Origin of the sequence: Microvirga puerhi, assembly GCF_020089865.1 — a bacterium.
Classification (GTDB): Bacteria; Pseudomonadota; Alphaproteobacteria; order Rhizobiales; family Beijerinckiaceae; genus Microvirga; species Microvirga puerhi.
This window is the reverse complement of the sequence record NZ_JAIRBM010000012.1, coordinates 87,602-104,321: the sequence shown is the minus strand read 5'-3', so window position 1 is coordinate 104,321 and position 16,720 is coordinate 87,602. Positions and strand designations below refer to the sequence as shown.

General features: G+C 62.0%; 15 protein-coding genes. 10 read left to right on the top strand and 5 right to left on the bottom strand.

Translation table 11 applies throughout. The features are described 5' to 3' along the window. Positions 1-105 precede the first annotated feature (105 nt). The 3 genes from K9B37_RS16185 (at position 106) to K9B37_RS16175 (ending at position 2,747) form a co-directional block, all read left to right on the top strand. Complete coding sequence (locus K9B37_RS16185; protein ID WP_224314569.1) at positions 106-996, top strand: LysR family transcriptional regulator; 891 nt, start codon at positions 106-108, stop codon at positions 994-996. Between the two features lie 201 nt (positions 997-1,197). Continuing rightward, a complete protein-coding gene (tal, locus tag K9B37_RS16180) occupies positions 1,198-2,169 on the top strand; it encodes a transaldolase (RefSeq protein ID WP_224314567.1) in 972 nt (323 codons plus the stop codon). A 5-nt stretch (positions 2,170-2,174) separates the two neighbouring features. Continuing rightward, entirely contained in the window at positions 2,175-2,747 is a 573-nt protein-coding gene (locus tag K9B37_RS16175) for a cysteine hydrolase family protein (protein ID WP_224314565.1), read from the top strand. Between the two features lie 20 nt (positions 2,748-2,767). On the opposite strand, the gene K9B37_RS16170 is transcribed toward K9B37_RS16175, so the two are convergent. From K9B37_RS16170 to K9B37_RS16155, 4 genes are all read right to left on the bottom strand, one after another. After that, positions 2,768-3,025 carry a YjhX family toxin gene (locus K9B37_RS16170; RefSeq protein ID WP_224314563.1) on the bottom strand — a complete coding sequence of 86 codons (258 nt, stop codon included), beginning with the start codon at positions 3,023-3,025 and terminating at the stop codon, positions 2,768-2,770. A 198-nt stretch (positions 3,026-3,223) separates the two neighbouring features. Then, positions 3,224-4,903, bottom strand: coding sequence for a thiamine pyrophosphate-binding protein (locus K9B37_RS16165; protein WP_224314561.1), 1,680 nt, complete (start codon positions 4,901-4,903; stop codon positions 3,224-3,226). 82 nt (positions 4,904-4,985) lie between these two features. Further along, positions 4,986-6,551, bottom strand: a complete 1,566-nt coding sequence (gene amaB, locus K9B37_RS16160; protein ID WP_224314559.1) for an L-piperidine-6-carboxylate dehydrogenase — start codon at positions 6,549-6,551, stop codon at positions 4,986-4,988. Between the two features lie 257 nt (positions 6,552-6,808). Next, positions 6,809-7,918 (bottom strand): saccharopine dehydrogenase family protein, encoded by a 1,110-nt coding sequence (locus tag K9B37_RS16155; protein ID WP_224314557.1) that lies wholly within the window; start codon positions 7,916-7,918, stop codon positions 6,809-6,811. Positions 7,919-8,036: 118 nt separating this feature from the next. Here K9B37_RS16155 and K9B37_RS16150 point away from each other — a divergent pair, with 118 nt between their 5' ends. Next, positions 8,037-8,465 (top strand): Lrp/AsnC family transcriptional regulator, encoded by a 429-nt coding sequence (locus K9B37_RS16150; RefSeq protein ID WP_224314613.1) that lies wholly within the window; start codon positions 8,037-8,039, stop codon positions 8,463-8,465. Continuing rightward, positions 8,462-9,667 (top strand): NAD(P)/FAD-dependent oxidoreductase, encoded by a 1,206-nt coding sequence (locus tag K9B37_RS16145; protein WP_224314555.1) that lies wholly within the window; start codon positions 8,462-8,464, stop codon positions 9,665-9,667. Before K9B37_RS16150 ends, K9B37_RS16145 begins: the two co-directional genes overlap by 4 nt. 4 nt (positions 9,668-9,671) lie before the next feature. On the opposite strand, the gene K9B37_RS16140 is transcribed toward K9B37_RS16145, so the two are convergent. Then, positions 9,672-10,301, bottom strand: coding sequence for a hypothetical protein (locus K9B37_RS16140; RefSeq protein WP_224314553.1), 630 nt, complete (start codon positions 10,299-10,301; stop codon positions 9,672-9,674). Positions 10,302-10,513: 212 nt separating this feature from the next. Between K9B37_RS16140 and ugpB the strand changes: the two genes are divergently transcribed. The 5 genes from ugpB to K9B37_RS16115 all read left to right on the top strand — a co-directional run bounded on the left by ugpB (position 10,514) and on the right by K9B37_RS16115 (position 16,646). Next, on the top strand, positions 10,514-11,824 hold the full coding sequence (gene ugpB, locus K9B37_RS16135) for a sn-glycerol-3-phosphate ABC transporter substrate-binding protein UgpB (RefSeq protein WP_224314551.1): 1,311 nt from the start codon (positions 10,514-10,516) through the stop codon (positions 11,822-11,824). Positions 11,825-11,942: 118 nt separating this feature from the next. Next, the gene (ugpA, locus tag K9B37_RS16130) at positions 11,943-12,824 is read left to right on the top strand and encodes a sn-glycerol-3-phosphate ABC transporter permease UgpA (protein ID WP_224314549.1); all 882 of its coding nucleotides are present in this window, start codon (positions 11,943-11,945) and stop codon (positions 12,822-12,824) included. Then, entirely contained in the window at positions 12,824-13,672 is an 849-nt protein-coding gene (gene ugpE, locus K9B37_RS16125; RefSeq protein ID WP_224314547.1) for a sn-glycerol-3-phosphate ABC transporter permease UgpE, read from the top strand. The genes ugpA and ugpE overlap by 1 nt, the downstream gene beginning before the upstream one ends. A gap of 109 nt (positions 13,673-13,781) precedes the next feature. Then, positions 13,782-14,858: a sn-glycerol-3-phosphate import ATP-binding protein UgpC gene (locus K9B37_RS16120; RefSeq protein ID WP_224314545.1), complete on the top strand. Its 1,077-nt coding sequence runs from the start codon at positions 13,782-13,784 to the stop codon at positions 14,856-14,858. A gap of 156 nt (positions 14,859-15,014) precedes the next feature. Next, entirely contained in the window at positions 15,015-16,646 is a 1,632-nt protein-coding gene (locus K9B37_RS16115; protein WP_224314543.1) for an HAL/PAL/TAL family ammonia-lyase, read from the top strand. Positions 16,647-16,720 lie beyond the last annotated feature (74 nt).

Below are 16,720 nucleotides of genomic sequence, written 5' to 3'. Positions count from 1 at the left end.
AAGGGTGTTTGTTCCGGCCTTGTTTATCATTGTCAAAATCGCACGACTATGGGTGAAATCGAAGCTATGTTGTGCGAAAATGCCAATACGAACCGGGCCGGCAGGATGAACGCTTTCGATTGGGACGACTTACGCTTTTTCTTGGCCGTGGCCCGGGCAGGCCGCCTCACCGTCGCGGCCCGCCAACTGGAAGCGGATCATACCACGGTTTCCCGCCGCATCGCGGCCTTGGAAGGAGCGCTCAGGGCGAAGCTCTTCGAACGCAGCCCGCAGGGCTATGCCCTGACCGAGCAGGGCGAACGGCTACTCGCCAAGGCGGAGAGCATGGAGAGTCAGGCGCTTGCCGTGGCGAGCGAGGTCGGCGGGTCGGATCTGGCGCTCTCCGGCACGGTCCGCATCGGCGCGCCGGACGGGTTCGGGACCTATTTCCTGGCTCCAGAGCTCGGCGCTTTGGCCGAGCGTCACCCGGATCTCACCCTGCAGATCGTTGCCCTGCCGCGCATCTTTTCTCTTTCGAAGCGCGAGGCCGATATCGCGATCACCCTTGAGCAGCCGACGGAAGGTCGCCTCGTCTCGCGAAAGCTGACCAATTACCGGCTGAGGCTTTATGCCTCGGAGCGCTATCTGGACCGTCACGGCCCGATTGCGGATCCGTCGGATCTCGCAGGCAAGACCCTCGTCACCTATGTGCCGGACCTGCTCTACAGCCCTGTGCTCGACTATTTCTCGGGACTCGAGAAATACACCTCACGCCGCTACGAATGCGCAAGCGTGGTCGCGCAGGTCGAGGCCGTGCGGGCCGGCGCCGGCATTGGTGTGCTGCACGATTATGCGATCCGGCAATTCCCCGAACTGCGCGTGATCCTGCCCGGCATCTCTCATTTGCGGACCTATTGGCTTGTCACTCATGCGGAAGTCCGCAATCTGCGCCGGGTGGAGGAAGTCCAGTCCTTCATTCTGGCCCGGGTGAAGGCCAACCGCGGCCTCTTTGCATAGCGCATCGTGCGGAAAAGTGGCCCCGGTTTTCGCTGACGCGGCCCTCTGGGTCCGCCGTGAACGATGCGCAGCTTAAGGGAGAGAGCATCGGATAGACCCCAAAAGTGGATTCCACTTTTGGGTCCGATGCTTAAGGCATAAGGCTTCACGCAGGCCCGGAGACGGTCTAAGGCTTTTTCAACAAAACCCACGGAGTTCTCGATGCCCTCCAAGCTTGACCAATTGCGCGCCATGACGGTCGTGGTCGCCGATACGGGCGATCTCGATGCCGTCCGGCGCCTGAAGCCTCAAGATTGCACCACCAACCCGACGCTCCTCCTCAAGGCGGTCGAAAATCCCGCCTATGCATCCATCGTGGATGAGGCCCTGCGCTGGGGCCGTAGCCAGGGCGGCTCGCGCGAAAGTGTGATTGCCGCCATCTGCGATCGCCTCGCCGTCGCTTTCGGAGCGGAACTCGCCGGCATCGTGCCGGGCCGCGTCTCGACGGAGGTCGATGCCGACCTTTCCTTCGACACGGCGGCGACCGTGGCGAAGGCTCGCGCCGTCATCAAGGCCTACGAGGAGCGTGGCATCGGCCGCGACCGCATCCTGATCAAGATCGCCTCGACCTGGGAGGGTATCCGCGCGGCGGAGATTCTCCAGAAAGAAGGGATCGACTGCAACCTGACCCTGCTCTTCAGCCAGGTTCAGGCCCAGGCCTGCGCGGAGGCGGGCGTATTTCTCATCTCCCCCTTCGTCGGCCGCATCCTCGACTGGCATGTGAAGGCCGGTGGCGGGCCCTATACGGGCGAGACGGATCCGGGCGTGCTCTCGGTCCGCAGCATTTACGAATCCTACAAGGCGCAGGGCATCAAGACCGTCGTCATGGGCGCGTCCTTCCGCAATATCGGAGAGATCGAGGCGCTTGCCGGATGCGACCGGCTCACCATTTCGCCGGCGCTGCTCGATGAGTTGGCAAAGGCCGAAGGCAACCTGCCGCGTAAGCTCTCGCCCGAGAACGTCGCCAAGATTGCACCGGTGCAGCGTCTCGACGAGAAGAGCTTCCGCTTCGCCCTCAACGAGGATGCCATGGCGACCGAGAAGCTGGCCGAGGGCATCCGCTCCTTCGTCAAGGATCTGCGTTCCCTGCGCACCCTCGTGGCGAAGCATCTCGAAGAAGCGAAGGCCGCCTGATCCTCATGGCAAAGGCTCTCGTCATCATCGACGTGCAGGCGAACATCCTGGCCGTGCTGGGCGCAAAGCGTCCGGCCGTCCTGCAACGGTTCGACGAGGTGCGTGCCCGCATCGCCGGCCTCGTCGACGAGGCGAGACGCCATGGTGCGCCGATCGTTTTCATCCAGCATGACGGCGCTCCAGGACATCGTCTCGAAACCGGCACGCCGGGATGGGAGATCTGCCGCGACCTTCATCGCGTTCCCGAGGACATCGTCGTTCGCAAGACCGCTTGCGATTCATTCTACGAGACGGATCTTCAATCCGTGCTGGCAAAGCATGGGATTGAACATCTCGTGATCGCCGGCCTGATGACGCAGTATTGTGTCGACACGACATGCCGACGCGCCGTCACTCTCGGCTATGACGTCACGCTTGTTGCTGATGCTCATACGACGGCGGATTCCGATCCCTTCACCGTCGAGCAGATCGTGAGCCACCACAATGCCTTGCTCGACGGCTTCGATGCCGGCGCCGCTGCCATTACGGTGGTTCCCGCGGGCGATATCCGGTTCGGAGCGAACAGGGAGGCTGCGTAAGCCTCCCCGCCGGTCGTATGTCAGCGATTGTCTGGTCGGCTTCTCACCGCCGCTAGCCCCTGTCGCGTGATGCGATAAGGGCCATTGTTCGAGGAAGCGATCAAACCCTTTCTGCGAAGCGTCTTGAACAGCTCCATCGTACAGAGCGAAAGGAGCCATCCTTCGCGAGTGAGACATTCGATTTCGGAGAGTCGGCCGTTCTCGTCCTTGTAGTGACGGATGACGCCGCCCTGAGCGAGCGCGTGGAGCACGCGCTGTCCATTGCGTGAAACGTTCACGGGAAAACCTGAGAGTTCTTGGAAGTGTCAGAGAATGCGCGCGTATGCGCGTTCGGCTTGGGAAAAGCCGTCGCCCGCCAATCCTGTGGCGGGCCTTACCGGGACTCGGTCTCTCTGCGCATAAAAACTCCAGGCAAAATGCCGGTGCTCTTATAGAAACGGTTTCGTCAGGTCGTCAATGGCGCGTCGGCGCTGGCCCTAAGTGCGGCTGGCCAGTGCTTTTTCGCGAATGGCGGAGAGCGACATGGCGGGTGTGATCGCTTCCGGATCAAGGATGCAATGGAGGATCGCTGGCTTGCTCGAAGTGAGCGCGCGCTCAAGGGCCGGAGCGAACTCCTCCGTCGTCTCCACCCGTTCGCCGTAGCCGCCGAAGGCCTTGGCGTAAGCCGCAAAATCGGGATTCTTCAGCATCGTCGCCGACACGCGGCCCGGATATTCCCGCTCCTGGTGCATGCGGATCGTCCCGTACATCCCGTTATCGATGAGGATGATGAGAATCGGCAGATCGTATTGAACGGCGGTGGCGAACTCCTGCCCGTTCATGAGGAAGTCGCCGTCGCCGGCGAACACCACCACCGGACTGTTCGGCTGCACGCGCTTCGCGCCGACGGCGGCGGGCACGCCGTACCCCATGGAGCCGGAGGTCGGCGCCAGCTGCGTGCCGTAATGGCGGAACGGCCAGAAGCGGTGGATCCAGGTGGCGAAGTTGCCGGCACCGTTGCAGAAGATCGTGTCGGTGGGGAGCATCTTGCGCAGATGCGCCATCACCTCGCCCATCTGCAACTGGCCCGGATGGTGGATCTTCGATGGATCGCTCCAGGCGAGATAGCTCGCATGGGCAGTCTCCGTCTCCGCGCCCCAGTGGATTGTCCCGGGAGCCTTCAGAGTCTTGAGGGCAGACGCAAAAGCGGTTGGTGAAGCGTTGATCGCAAGATGGGGGCTATAGACGCGGCCGAGCTCGCTCGAATCCGGATGAATATGAACGAGCTTCTGCCGCGGCGCCGGAATGTTCAGCAGTGTATAGGCCTGGCTCGGAATTTCGGAGAGGCGTCCGCCGACGAGCAGGACGAGATCCGCGCTCTTGATCCGCTCCAGAAGCTTCGGATTGACGCCGAGGCCGAGATCGCCCGCATAGGACGGATGGTCGGCCGAAAACAGCATCTGCCGACGGAAGGTGCAGGCGATCGGCAGCTTGAAATCGCCGGCGAAGCGCGCGAAGTCCGCCACCGCCTCCTTCGACCAGCGGCTGCCGCCGAGAAGCACCATGGGGCGCTCGGCCTTGTGAAGCAGATCCTGCAGCTCGGCCATCTGCTCGGGGGCGGGATGGCTCTCGATGACCTTGTAGGGCGGCGCGTCGGCGACGATGGCCGTCTCGGTCAGGACGTCCTCGGGCAGGGCGATGACGACGGGGCCGGGCCGCCCGGAGGTAGCAATGTGGAAGGCGCGGGAGACGAGTTCCGGAAAGCGGGCCGGATCGTCCACCTCGGTCGCCCATTTGACCATAGGGCCGAAGACGGCGCGGTAATCGAGTTCCTGGAATGCCTCGCGTTCGCGCATGCCGCGCTCAATCTGACCGACGAACAGGATCATCGGCGTCGAATCCTGCTTGGCGATGTGCAGGCCGGGCGAGGCATTGGTGGCACCGGGACCACGGGTCACGAAGCAGATGCCGGGACGTCCGGTCAGCTTGCCATGCGCCTCCGCCATCATCGCCGCGCCGCCCTCCTGGCGGCAGACCGTGACCTTGATGTCGGCATCGTGCAAGGCGTCGAGCGCCGCCAGATAGCTCTCCCCCGGAACGCAGAAGATGTGATCGACTCCGTGAACGAGAAGCTGATCGACAAGGATCTGACCGCCGGTGCGGGAGGGCGCTGTCATGGGAGGCTCGCGATGAAAGGGAAAAGACAGGAAAGAGACGGAGGGCGGCATGCCGCCCTCCGCATCGGGATGTGATGTGACTTTAAGCGTCGACGTCGAACTTCACGCCCTGGGCGAGCGGAAGGGTCTTGCCGTAATTGATGGTGTTGGTGGCTCGGCGCATATAGGCCTTCCAGGCATCCGAACCGGCCTCGCGGCCGCCGCCCGTCTCTTTCTCGCCACCGAACGCGCCGCCGATCTCGGCACCTGAAGGGCCAATGTTGACGTTGGCGATACCGCAATCGGAGCCCGCGGCGGAGATGAAGGTCTCGGCCTCGCGCATGTCGAGGGTGAAGATGGACGACGACAGGCCGGCGCCGACCGCATTGTGCTGCTCGAGCACGGCGTCGAAATCCGTATAGCGCATCACGTAGAGGATCGGCGCGAAGGTCTCCCGCAGCACAGGACCCTTCTGCTCGGGCATTTCCACCAATGCGGGCTTGGCATAGAAGCCATTGGCGCATTCGCCTTCCGTGAAACGGCCGCCGCCATGAACGGTGCCGCCGGCGGCGCGGGCCTCGTCGAGCGCGCGCTCCATGCCGTCGAAGGCCGCCTTGTCGATCAGCGGGCCGACGAGGACGCCCTCGGCGCGCGGATCACCGATCTTTACGCCAGAATAGACCTTCTTCAGACGCGGCACGAGCTTGTCGTAGACGCTGTCGTGAACGAAGAGGCGACGCAGGGTCGTGCAGCGCTGCCCTGCCGTGCCCATGGCCGCGAAGGCGATGCCGCGCAGGGCGAGATCGAGATCGGCGCTCGGCGCGACGATGGCAGCGTTGTTGCCACCGAGCTCAAGAATGGCGCGGGCAAAGCGGGCGGCGAGCTTGGGGCCGACCTGACGGCCCATGGCTGTCGAACCCGTGGCGGACAGCACCGGAACGCGGTGGTCGTCGACGAGGATCTCCCCGATCTCACGACCGCCGAGGAGGACTTCCGAGAGGCCTTCCGGCACGCCGCCGAACCGCTTGGCGGCGCGCTCGACGATGGCCTGGGTGGCGAGCGCCGTCAGGAGCGACTTTTCTGACGGCTTCCACACGACGGAATCGCCGCAGACGAAAGCGAGCGCCGCGTTCCACGACCACACTGCGACCGGGAAGTTGAAGGCGGAAATGACGCCGCAGACGCCAAGCGGATGCCAGGTTTCCATCATGCGATGGTCGGCACGCTCGGTTGCGATGGTCAGGCCGTAGAGCTGACGCGAGAGACCGACGGCGAAATCGCAGATGTCGATCATCTCCTGGACCTCGCCGAGGCCTTCGGATGTGACCTTCCCGGCTTCGAGCGTCACGAGACGGCCGAGATCGTTCTTTGCAGCCCGCAGCTCTTCGCCGATCAGGCGCACGAACTCACCCCGCTTCGGAGCGGGAATCTTGCGCCAGGCCTTGAAGGCTGCATCGGCGCGGGCAATGGCGGCTTTTGCCTCGTCCGGAGTGGTCTCGCGGACGTGAACGATCGTCTCGCCTGAGATCGGCGAGAGGGCCGGGCGGCCCGAGGGTGCGAAGACGCTGGCGGGGACGCCGAGGCGGGTGAGGATAGAACGCGCTTCCTCAGCAACGCTGGTTGGAGCGGCGTGGACGGCCTTAAGGGCAGCTTGGTCGCGGGCGGACATCTTCAATCTCCCATGAAACGGGTGCTCGGGCTCGGCTGAGCTCACCACCTCCGCTTGTCCTTGAACAAACCGGCGGCATATGTGCCACCGTCTTTAAAGCATGATCGGGAAAAGCGAGAACCGCTTTTCCCGAATAAGATCATGCCATTTCGGAAAGACTCCAGGCATGATCCCAGTCTTGTGAAGCGATCTGCCGGAGCCGTTTTCGAGGAATTGGATCCGGTTCGTCGTCAAAACTGCGGCGCAGTAAGACAACTTTAGGCAACGGCGAGGCGTGCCTTCTCGTCGAAGCGCTCGCCCGCATAGACTTTGCCGAAGCGGTTGGCCAGGAAGGTATCGAGATCGATTTCCTCCTGTCGGCGGAAGCCCTTCTTCTCGATCTTGCCGGCCACCAGAAGGTCCAGCATGGCGCAGATCCCGGCCGCCGTGGTCACCTGAATGGCCGTGCGCGTCTTGCCGGCAATCGTCTGGCCGTAGAGGCTGCGCGCATAAGTTTCCTGGACGTGGCGACCATTGCGCTCTCCGGTCACGGTCACGAACACGATCACCATGTCCTGCATCGTGGAAGGAACCGCCTGTTCGAGAATGTCCTTCAGGACCTCTCGGCGATTGCGCAGCTGGAGGTCGTTGAGGAGAACCCGCATCAGGGCGCAGTGGCCCGGATAGCGGATCGTCTTGTAGTTGAGCGCCCGGACCTTACCCTCCAAGGTCTCGCAGAGAGTGCCGAGGCCACCGGACGTGTTGAAGGCCTCATAGCGCGTGCCGTCGAGGGAGAATTCCTCCAGCTCCTCCATGGCCGGGACCTCCCGGAGCTTGCCATCGACAACGGCTTCGCAGCGCTCGATATATTCGTTGATGACGCCGTCCGTGCTCCAGGTCAGGTTGTAGGAGAGGGCGTTCGACGGATATTGCGGCAAGGCTCCGACCCGGAGACGGACCGTGTCGAGCTTGTCAAAGCGGCTGGCAATGTCGTGGGCGACGATGGAGATGAAGCCGGGGGCAAGTCCGCACTGCGGAATGAAAGCCGTCGTCGCGCCCTCCGCCAGTTCCTTCACCATCCGCGTCGTGGCCACGTCCTCGGTCAGATCGAAATAGTTGACGCCGGCGAGCCGCGCGGCCTGAGCCACATGACCGGTAAGGTGATAGGGGGCAGCGCTGAGGACGGCATAATGTCCTTTCAGAGCCGTCTGCAGCGCGACCGCATCGTTGAAGTCAAGCTGGACGGTCTTGATTCCGTCTCTGGCCACCGTCGCGAGAGCCTGCGCCGAAGCATCCACAACCGTGACGGCATAATCGCCCGTTTCATGAAGCATATCGGCAATGGTGGAACCGATCTTGCCGGCGCCGATGACGAGAATGGAATGCATGCCTGACCTCCTAGAATTTCACGAGGCAGAAAACGGCATATGGTTGCAGAATGCCATAGACAAGCCGACGGAAAGCCGACTAGTTTTCGGCAAAACGACGTATCGATTGGTCAGAATGATGCTTGATCCCACGGATCGTGCCTTGATTGTCCTCCTGCGCGAGAATGCCCGCATGGGTCACGCCGAGGTGGCGAGACGTCTCAATCTGTCGCGGACTACGGTCCAGGCACGCGTGGAGAGCCTCGAACGGCGGGGCATCATCGTCGGCTATACGGTGCGGCTGGCAGAGGAGGTGAGCCGCCGCATGGTGCGGGCCCATGTCACCATCGTGGTCGCGCCGAAAGCATCGGCCGGCGTCGTCGCTGCCTTGCAGCGCATGGAGGAATTGCGCGCTCTGCACTCCGTCGCCGGTGTCTTCGATCTCCTGGCGGTGGTAGAGGCGGAGGACGTTCCGTCGCTCGATACCGCTATTGACAGGATCGGTGCGATCGAGGGAGTCGAGCGCACCCAATCTTCCATCATTCTTTCAACGAAATTCGAACGATGACCTCCACCGCCGAAAATTCTGCCGATGTCGTGATCGTTGGAGGCGCTGTCATGGGCTCCTCCACAGCCTTTCACCTTCTGTCCGATCCCGGTTTCAAGGGGCGTGTCGTCGTCGTCGAGAAGGATCCGACGTATCGGCTATCTGCTTCGGCCCTATCGGCGGCCTCCATCCGCCAGCAATATTCGAGCGCGGTGAACATCCGCATCTCCCTTTATGGGATCAAATTCCTGCGCAACATCGGCGAGCGTCTCGCGGTGGATGGCGAGCGGCCGGAAATCGACCTGAAGGAGGGCGGCTACCTTTATTGCGCCACGGACGCGGGCGCCTCCATTCTGAAGGAGAATCACGCCCTGCAGATTGCTGAGGGAGCGGATATCCTGCTGATGGATCCGGCAGCCCTGAGCGTGCGCTTCCCTTGGCTCAACGTGGAGGATCTCGCGGCGGGAACCTGGGGTCGAACGGGCGAGGGTTGGTTCGACGGCTGGGGGCTGCTTCAGGCTTTCCGGAAGAAGGCGCGTTCTCTCGGGGCGGAGTACGTCAAGGGTGAGGTCGCGGAAGTGGAGCGGCAGGGGCAACGGATCGTTGCCGTTCGCCTGACCGACGGCACTCGAATTGCCTGTGGAAACCTCATCAACTGCGCGGGTTCTGGAGGTAGGGCCCTGGCTGCATTGGCCGGGCTGGAGATCCCGGTTCAGGCAAAGCGCCGCTATGTCTTCACTTTTACCTGCCGCGACAAGGTGGAGAACTGCCCCCTCATGATCGATACGTCGGGTGCCTATGTTCGCCCTGAAGGGGAAGGTTTCATTTGCGGCGCGTCGCCGGAGGCGGACCTCGATCCCGACTGGCACGATGAGGATCCATCTTCCCAGGAGATCGATTTCTCGTTCTTCGAGGAGTTCATCTGGCCCGCGATTGCCCACCGCGTCCCGGCCTTCGAGGCGATCAAGCCCGGCCGCGCCTGGTCCGGCCCCTACGACATGTCGCTTCTCGATCACAATGCGATCGTCGGGCAGGCTGGAGAGATGGAGAATTTCTATCTCTGCAACGGCTTTTCTGGACATGGTCTGCAGCAGTCCCCGGCGATCGGTAGAGGTCTCGCGGAACTGATCGTTCATGGCGGCTATAGGACGCTCGATCTATCCGAACTCGGCTATGAGCGGGTCCTTGCGAATCGTCCGCTTCTGGAGCGGAACGTGATCTGATGGCTCAGCTGCTCCGGTAGGACCGGACTGGCCCGGACTGGCTCAGATCCCGGCGCAACGCGCCGATGCCCGGCCGCGTTTCTCGGGCCTCCGCCGATCGACCGGTAGGAAGCGTACTGCCCCCACGGGGATTACTCGTCCGGAGATCTGCCGTGCCCAGGTCATCTCCGCCCGCCAGCTCCCCCATACCTGGCAGAGAGGCGGTATTGGTCAGTCCCTCGCCCACGCCGCCAGTTACGCCCGCTGCGAGAGGGGCTGTGCCCTCAGGGGCGCTTCCCGAGGCACTCTTACCGCCGGCTTCTTCAAGGTCGACAGGCGCGAACATCTGCAGGACACGAATGACTTCTTTGTACTCGGCGTCACTGACCTGTACGGCCACGAGGGTGTGGCCTTTCCGAATGCTGCTCGCGAAGGCGTGAAGCTCCTCAGGCGGAAGAGAAAGGCGCCTGAGCTCTTCTGCGATGTCCTCCTCGATCGAGAGGGTGCGGAATCCTGAGATGGAGGAGATCTCCCGGCCTTCACGGCGCCCGGCGATGGCGATCCGGGAGGGCAGGATGCCCAGTTCCAGGACCGCTTGCAGAGCTTTGTCCGCTTGGCCAGCATCTTTGAACAGGGCTGCGACCAGATGAGGCATGAAAACAGGTTCCGTAGGGAGAGAGTTTTTCCAACGAATACCCTGTCCGGCTGTTCCCGATTCCATCATTAAGCCTGACAAAAGAAAGGGCTTCCATTTTGGAGCCGGCTATGCTTGTCATGTTTTTGTCATAAAGCCGTCATCCCACCTTCGCGTCGGGGTGATGAACGACAAGAATATCCCCCGACGGGATGATATGGGAGAGATCAGTGATGAAGCATAAATCGTTCCTCGCCGCGCTGGCCCTTGGCCTTGCGACGAGCACCTCGGCCTTCGCGCAGACGGAGATCCAGTGGTGGCATGCCATGACGGGCGCCAACAACGACGTGGTGAACCGCCTCGCCGAGGAATTCAACAATTCGCAGAAGGACTACAAGGTCGTCGTCAGCTACAAGGGACAGTATGCCGACACGATGAATGCCGGCATCGCCGCCTTCCGCGCTGGCAATGCTCCCCACATCCTGCAGGTCTTCGAAGTCGGTACCGCGACCATGATGGGCGCGAAGGGCGCCATCAAGCCGGTCTACCAGCTGATGGCCGATGCGGGCGAGAAGTTCGACCCGCAGGCCTATCTGCCGACCATCACGGGTTATTATTCGACCGCAAAGGGCGAGATGCTCTCGTTCCCGTTCAACTCGTCCTCGATGGTCATGTGGATCAACAAGGATGAGCTGAAGAAGGCCGGCGTCACCGAAATTCCGAAGACCTGGCCGGACGTGTTCGAGGCGGGCAAGAAGCTGAAGGCCGCCGGCCACAGCACCTGCGGCTTCACCTCCGCATGGACGACCTGGGCCATGATCGAGCAGTTCTCCGCTTGGCACAACGTCCCGCTGTCGACAAAGGCCAACGGCCTGGACGGCTTCGACACCGAGCTGAAGTTCAACTCGCCGCTCCACGTGAAGCATCTCGAGAAGCTGGTCGAGCTCCAGAAGGACAAGACCTACGACTATTCCGGCCGTGACAGCCGCTCCGAGGGCCGCTTCACCTCGGGCGAATGCGCCATCATGCTCACCTCCTCGGGCTTCTACGGCAACGTGAAGGCTAACGCGAAGTTCGACTTCACGTCCGTGCCGATGCCGTACTATCCGGATGTGCAGGGCGCTCCGCAGAACTCCATCATCGGCGGCGCTTCGCTTTGGGTAATGGGCGGCAAGACCCCTGAAGAGTACAAGGGCGTTGCCAAGTTCCTCGCCTTCCTGTCCGACACCGACCGTCAGGCCAAGCTGCACCAGGAATCGGGCTATCTCCCGATCACGAAGGCCGCCTATGAGAAGACCAAGGCCTCCGGCTTCTACGAGAAGAACCCGGTTCTGCAGACGCCCCTGATCGAGCTGACCAACAAGGAGCCGACCGAGAATTCCCGCGGTCTGCGCCTCGGCAACATGGTCCAGATGCGCGATGTCTGGTCCGAGGAAATCGAAGCGGCGCTGGCGGGCCAGAAGTCCGCTAAGGATGCCCTGGACGCTGCTGTGTCTCGCGGCAACCAGCTCCTGCGCCAGTTCGAGCGGACCGTCAGCCGCTAAGTTACCTGCCTAGAATTCACTCATCCCGGGAGGCCTGCCGGTTTCCCGGGATGATCTTATGAAGCGCGTCCGCGACATGGGGGCGCCCCCATGTCGCCGCACCGGATCTCGAAGCGCAATGGAAAAACGAGCCTTCTTCTCCAACAAGATACTGCCTTATGCGCTGCTCCTCCCGCAGCTCGCGATCACGGTGATATTCTTTTATCTACCCGCCAGCCAGGCGGTATGGCAGTCCTTCCTGCTCGAGGACGCCTTTGGTCTGTCGAGCGAGTTCGTAGGCTTCGAGAACTATCGTCACCTCTTCGCGCAACCTGAGTATTATCGGGCGATGATGACGACGGTGATTTTCTCATCCTCCGTCGCCATCTTGTCCCTGGCATGCTCCCTGTTGCTGGCAACGCAAGCCGACAAGCAACTGCGCGGCGGCGAAGGTCTCAAGACCCTTCTGATCTGGCCCTATGCCGTTGCTCCGGTCATCGCGGGCGTTCTGTGGATCTTCATGTTCCATCCGACGCTCGGAACCCTGTCGCATCCCATCAAGGCGCTGGGAATCGACTGGAACCCGATGCTCAATGCCACGCATGCCATGATCCTGCTCGTGCTCTCCGCAACCTGGAAGCAGATCAGCTATAACTTCTTGTTCTTCCTGGCAGGGTTGCAGGCCATTCCGAAGAGCGTCATCGAGGCGGCCGCCATCGACGGTTCCGGCCCGCTCCGGCGCTTCTGGACCATCATCTTCCCGCTTCTGTCGCCGACGACATTCTTCCTCATCGTCGTCAACATCGTGTACGTGTTCTTTGACACGTTCGGCATCATCGATGCGGTGACGGGTGGTGGCCCCGCCGGTCGGACGACAACTCTCGTCTACAAGGTCTATGCGGACGGACGTCTGGGTGGCGATCTTGGCGGCTCCGCGGCGCAGTCGGTCATCCTCATGATCATCGTCATCGCGCTGACGGCCATCCAATTCCGTTATGTCGAGCGTAGGGTGCAGTACTGATGGTCGAGAACAGACGCTATAGAAACATCCTAGCCTATCTCGTATTGGCCGTGGGTGTCGTCATCGTGGCCTTCCCGGTCTATCTGGCGATCCTCGCCTCGACGTTCGACGCGGCGACGATCATCAACGGCAATATGCCCCTCGTCCCGGGCGATCAGGCCGCGATCAACTATTCGCGGACTTTGTTCGTCGGCGCTTCCCGCACATCGCGCGAGCCGGTCGGCCTGATGATGATGAACTCGTTCATCATGGCCATGGGCATCGCGGTAGGAAAGATCTTCATCTCGGTCCTGTCCGCCTATGCAGTCGTGTATTTCCGCTTCCCGTTCCGCAAGACGGCCTTCTGGGTGATCTTCATCACCCTCATGCTGCCGGTGGAAGTGCGCATCTATCCGACGTATAAGATCGTGGCCGATCTCGGCCTCCTCGATACATACACCGGCCTGATCCTGCCGCTGATTGCGTCCGCGACCGGTACACTGCTGTTCCGCCAATTCTTCATGACGATTCCGGACGAGCTGCTGGAGGCCTCAAAGATCGACGGCGCCGGGCCGTTTCGTTTCTTCAAGGACACACTCATCCCCCTGTCGATTACGACGATTGCCGCTCTGTTCGTGATTCAGTTCATCTATGGCTGGAACCAGTATCTCTGGCCGCTGCTGATCACGACGAAGAGCTCGATGCAGACCATCGTAATCGGCATCAAGAAGATGATCACGACCCAGGATGCCCTGACCGAATGGCAGATCGCGATGACGACAGCCGTGCTGGCCATGCTGCCACCGGTTCTCGTGGTGGTGTTCATGCAGCGCCTGTTCGTGAAGGGCTTGGTCGAAACGGAAAAGTAATGCGCCGTTTGGGCGCGGCCTCTCCGGTTCCGGAGAGGCTCAAAAATTGTAACGGAATGACACCTCGTGCCACGTCGTATTGCACTGGCCGAATGGAAGGATTGAGACGATGGCAGGCGTAACGCTCGACACGGTGAAGAAGGTCTATGCGGGCAATGTAGAGGCCGTAAAGGGCGTGTCGCTCGGTATCGATGACGGCTCGTTCTGCGTGCTCGTTGGTCCTTCCGGCTGCGGTAAGTCGACGCTGCTGCGCATGATCGCCGGCCTCGAGACGATTTCCGGCGGTGCCGTCAAGATCGGCAACCGCGTCGTCAACGAAGTCGAGCCTTCGGACCGCGACATCGCCATGGTGTTTCAGAACTACGCGCTCTATCCGCATATGAGCGTCTACGACAACATGGCATATGGCCTGAAGAATCGTGGGACACCGAAGCCGGAGATCGAGAAGCGCGTTAAGGAAGCGGCGCGGATTCTCGCCATCGAACCCTTCCTCGATCGCAAGCCGCGCCAGCTCTCGGGTGGTCAGCGGCAGCGCGTCGCCATGGGCCGGGCCATCGTGCGCAAGCCGCAGGTCTTCCTGTTCGACGAGCCGCTCTCTAACCTCGATGCCAAGCTGCGTGTACAGATGCGCGTCGAGATCAAGCGTCTGCAGCGGGCCCTGGGCGTCACGTCGATCTATGTGACGCACGATCAGGTCGAAGCGATGACGCTTTCCGACAAGCTCGTGGTGATGAGCGGCGGCCAGATCGAACAGGTCGGCACGCCGGCAGAAGTCTATCGCCGCCCTGAGACCCGCTTCGTCGCGACCTTCATCGGTTCTCCCCCGATGAATATCCTGCCCGGAAAGGTCGAAGGGCCCGGCCGCGTTTCGATCGGCGACCAAATGATCACCGTCACGGACATGAAGGATGGCCTGACGCCCGGTTCGGCCATTGAGGTTGGCTTGCGCCCAGAAGACGTACAGGCCGGCACTGCCGGCGCCAGCACACTCACGATGGATGTCGACTTTGTCGAGGAGCTCGGCGCCACGCAGCTCTTCCATGGCAAAGTGGCCGGAGCCGCTTTCGTCGTGCAGGCCTCCACCGGCCAGATTCCCGCCGATGCAAGTCATCTGGCGCTGTCGATCGATCCCGCGAATGTCCACCTCTTCGACCCGCAGACGACGAAACGCCTCGGGCGCATCTGAACGCATTGTCCCTCCCAGCCGCCCTTGGATAGCGAGGACCTCCGTCCCGTCCAAGGACGCTCGCCCCCACCACCTACCCGCTCGATTCGGGCGGGCCCTTGCTGTTGCGCCTGACGGATGGCACCGCTATGCCTCGTAGAAACGCGAGGAATTGGCATGACGGTCAAGGTCGACGGAGCTAAGCTCAAGATCAGCGATGTGGTGCACGTGGCGCGCCGCAACGGGAAGGGGCGCTTCGAGAAGGCGGTTCTCCATCCCCAGGCACGGGAGCGGATCGCCGCCACACGGAACTATATCGACCGCCATTGGATGCGTGACGACGCTCCGCTGATGTACGCTTTCAACACGGGCGTAGGACTGTTCAAGGACCAGCGTGTCCTGATCGCCGACATGGCGGCCTATCAACGCAAGACCGTTTACGCCCATGCCACGGGAGTCGGCGAGCCGTTCCCGGAAGACGTGACGCGGGCCATGATGCTTCTGCGCGCCAATGCGTTCGCATCCAACTATTCCGGCCCGCGTGTGGAGCTGGTGGAGCGGCTGCTCGATTTCCTCAATGCCGGCCTGCATCCGGTCATACCGCAGAAGGGTTCGGTGGGTGCCTCGGGCGACTTGGCGCCGCTTGCTCACATGGCGGGTGCGGTATGTGGCTTTGCCGAAGCCGAGATGGTCTACAAGGATCGGCGGGTGCCGGCGCGCGACGCCATTGCGAAGGCGGGCTTTGATCCTGACTTTGATTTGGGAGCCAAGGATGCTTCGGCACTTATCAACGGCTCAACGACGTCGCTGGCGCTCGGCGCGCTTGCTACGCACGACGCGAGACGCCTTCTGAAACAGGCCGATATCGCAATGTGCCTATCGCTCGAAGCGATGCGGGGGGAGCTGGCAGCATTCGATCCGAGAGTCCACAAGGCTCGCCCTCATCCTGGCCAAGCCAGAGTCGCGCGGAACCTGTTACGGATCCTGGAGGATACGAAGCGTTGCTCTCAAGCCGCGCGAGATGTCGTCTTTCCGGACGAGGCACGCCAGCCCGGAGCGCCAGCGTCGCCGCGCGTTCAGGACGTGTATTCGCTGCGTTGCACACCGCAGGTTCATGGGCCGGCCGTTGAGGCCGTGGCGTATGTGGAGCGTATCATCGGCACGGAGATCAACTCGGCGACCGATAATCCGTTGATCTTCGATGACGGGGAGGGGGGCTATGTGTCCATCTCGGGCGGGCACTTCCATGGCCAGTACGTAGCGCAGGCAATGGATGTGTTGGCTATCGCTATGGCCGATCTTGGCGCAATCTCCGAGCGCCGCCTTGCGCGGTTGATCGATCCGACGATGTCCTACGGATTGCCACGCAACCTGCTCGCTGGAAAGCGTGGCCTGAACACAGGCTATGCCACCGTGCAATGCTCCATGTCGGCGCTGGTCATGGAGAACCGGGGCTTGGCCACGCCTGGCTCGGTCGATTCGATCCCAGGCAAATCCAACGCAGAGGATCATGTCTCGAACTCCACTTGGTGCGGTCGAAAGGCACGCACCATCGTCGAGAACGTCGAACAGATCGTCGCCGTCGAGTTGCTGATGGCGGCACAGGCCCTGACGCTCGTCGAGCCCGTAGCCAAAGACTATTCGCTTGGAAAAGGTTCGAAGGCCGCTTTGGATGCTATCCGCGCCGTCATTCCACCTGCACTCGATGGTGACCGATGGTATGCCGCAGAGATGGTTCAGGCTCTTGATCTCGTGCGCTCCGGCGCCGTGGTCGAAGCAGTGGAAGCTGCCGTTGGAGCTCTGGAATAGAAGATGACGAAAAGAAGGGCCCGCCGTAGCGGGCCCTTGGAAGCCGCGGCATCAGAAGCAGCGACGGACCTCAC

Excerpts from the sequence above, each read along its gene's own strand:
- K9B37_RS16185 (WP_224314569.1), top strand. The coding sequence starts at position 106 with ATGAACGCTTTCGATTGGGACGACTTACGCTTTTTCTTGGCCGTGGCC.
- tal (WP_224314567.1), top strand. The coding sequence starts at position 1,198 with ATGCCCTCCAAGCTTGACCAATTGCGCGCCATGACGGTCGTGGTCGCC.
- K9B37_RS16175 (WP_224314565.1), top strand. The coding sequence starts at position 2,175 with ATGGCAAAGGCTCTCGTCATCATCGACGTGCAGGCGAACATCCTGGCC.
- K9B37_RS16165 (WP_224314561.1), bottom strand. The coding sequence starts at position 4,903 with ATGACAGCGCCCTCCCGCACCGGCGGTCAGATCCTTGTCGATCAGCTT.
- amaB (WP_224314559.1), bottom strand. The coding sequence starts at position 6,551 with ATGTCCGCCCGCGACCAAGCTGCCCTTAAGGCCGTCCACGCCGCTCCA.
- K9B37_RS16155 (WP_224314557.1), bottom strand. The coding sequence starts at position 7,918 with ATGCATTCCATTCTCGTCATCGGCGCCGGCAAGATCGGTTCCACCATT.
- K9B37_RS16150 (WP_224314613.1), top strand. The coding sequence starts at position 8,037 with ATGCTTGATCCCACGGATCGTGCCTTGATTGTCCTCCTGCGCGAGAAT.
- K9B37_RS16145 (WP_224314555.1), top strand. The coding sequence starts at position 8,462 with ATGACCTCCACCGCCGAAAATTCTGCCGATGTCGTGATCGTTGGAGGC.
- K9B37_RS16140 (WP_224314553.1), bottom strand. The coding sequence starts at position 10,301 with ATGCCTCATCTGGTCGCAGCCCTGTTCAAAGATGCTGGCCAAGCGGAC.
- ugpB (WP_224314551.1), top strand. The coding sequence starts at position 10,514 with ATGAAGCATAAATCGTTCCTCGCCGCGCTGGCCCTTGGCCTTGCGACG.
- ugpA (WP_224314549.1), top strand. The coding sequence starts at position 11,943 with ATGGAAAAACGAGCCTTCTTCTCCAACAAGATACTGCCTTATGCGCTG.
- ugpE (WP_224314547.1), top strand. The coding sequence starts at position 12,824 with ATGGTCGAGAACAGACGCTATAGAAACATCCTAGCCTATCTCGTATTG.
- K9B37_RS16120 (WP_224314545.1), top strand. The coding sequence starts at position 13,782 with ATGGCAGGCGTAACGCTCGACACGGTGAAGAAGGTCTATGCGGGCAAT.
- K9B37_RS16115 (WP_224314543.1), top strand. The coding sequence starts at position 15,015 with ATGACGGTCAAGGTCGACGGAGCTAAGCTCAAGATCAGCGATGTGGTG.